A 1,582-nucleotide genomic window follows, 5' to 3' on the forward strand; every position below is an offset into this window, starting at 1 on the left:
GCTGCCACCCCGGCCGCTGCCGGAACGGCCGCCACTGCCGCTGCCGCCGCCGCGACCGCTGGCGCCGCTGGCATGGGCCGCCCCGAACCCGACTAGGGTGGGGGCGGCATAGATCGCGCCGGCGGCCCCTGCGGCCAGGCCCAGCTTGGCCAGAAGGCCGCGACGCGAGAGGCGGATATCGGACGTATCGGACATGGGCTTCTTCCTTTGTGTTGCCGGAACCGGTCCTGTCCGGTTCATGGATGCAACGGGCCGGCGGGGCGGCTTATTCCCCGCTGACGGAAAGAATCTGCGATTCTGCCTCGGGGCAGGCCGACGGCGACGCGACCATGCCGTGGCCGAACACCGGGTCGCGGCCCGGTGCGCCCAGATCGGCGGCGCAGCGGAACAACCGGTCGCGCGCATCCGTCGCGCTCAGCCCGTCGCGCGCCATGCCAAGCGCCAGCGCCGCCGACACGAAGGGCGCGGCATACGAGGTCCCCGACCGCAGCCGCCCCCCCTCGATTGAGGCGGCGGTCCACAGGTTCACCCCCGGCGCCGCCAGCGCGACATGCGGACCCCGCGCCGCCTGGCGATAGGGTGCACGGTCGGCATCGACGGCGGTGACGGCGATCACCTCTGGCCAGGCGGCGGGAAAGGCGGGGGCGGCGCCCGGCCCGCCGTTCCCCGCGGCCGCGACCAGGCCGATGCCCGCATCGCGCGCCTCGACCACGACCTGGCGCAGCACGGGGTTCGCGGGGCCGGAAAAGGACATGTTGATGACCTGCACACGCGCCTGGATCAGCACGTCCAGCGCGTTCAGCAACGAGAACGCATCCGCCGCCGCCCCATCGGCGCGGCTGTGGAACGCCTCGACCGCGATCAGGTCGGCACGCGGCAGCAGGCCGGGGGCGCGACCCTGCGCGTTGCCGATCAGAAGGGCCGCGACGGCGGTGCCATGCCGGCGCCCCGCCGCGTTCCGCCCGTCCAGGTCGACCTGGTTCACGCGCAGCGACTGACCGCGCAACGCGGGATGGTCGGGATTGACACCCGTGTCGATCATGCCGATCCGCGGCCGGGCCTGCAGATCGGCAGGGCGCCAGCCGATCATCTGCTGGGCCGCGCAGTCCGCGCCGTCGCAGGTCAGGTCGTCGGGGCGATAGAGCGAATTCAGCGCCGCGGTCGATCCGGGCAGCAGGCGGGCGATCTCTGCCCGGGCCTGTGCCGGGTTGCGGCCCGGCGGCAGGCGCAGCCGGGCGGCGCGGCGCGCCAACGTCGCGTTGTCGCGCTGCGACAGCACGTCATAGCCTGCCGCCTGCAGCGGCTGCAGGCTTTGTCCCGGCGCCAGGATCACGACCATCTCGGGACGGGCAGGCGCGCGGCGCCGTCGCTGGCGCACCGGGCGCGACACCGATGCCCGCCCCGACGGCGCGCTGGCATCGGACGCGCGGGCCGTGCCGGTCCCGATCAGCGTCGGCGTCGCATAGGCCAACCCGGCCGCCAGTCCCATCCGGGTCAGCAGCGCGCGGCGGGTGGTCGGGGCGTCTTGGGTCATCGGCGGGGCCTTGATGGGGTCGGGGCGGGGCATGGAAACGGGCGGGGG

Annotated in this window: 2 protein-coding genes; both read right to left on the reverse strand. The window is 74.5% G+C overall.

The genetic code is table 11. The annotated features are described in order from the left end of the window. A partial coding sequence (locus TW83_RS19050) for a hypothetical protein (RefSeq protein ID WP_045984365.1) occupies positions 1 to 195 on the reverse strand: 195 nt, incomplete at its 3' end. Between the two features lie 70 nt (positions 196 to 265). Further along, on the reverse strand, positions 266 to 1,582 hold a 1,317-nt coding region (locus TW83_RS19055; RefSeq protein ID WP_343251972.1), incomplete at its 5' end, for a S8 family serine peptidase.

The organism is Paracoccus sp. S4493 (assembly GCF_000967735.1).
Classification (GTDB): Bacteria; Pseudomonadota; Alphaproteobacteria; order Rhodobacterales; family Rhodobacteraceae; genus Paracoccus; species Paracoccus marcusii.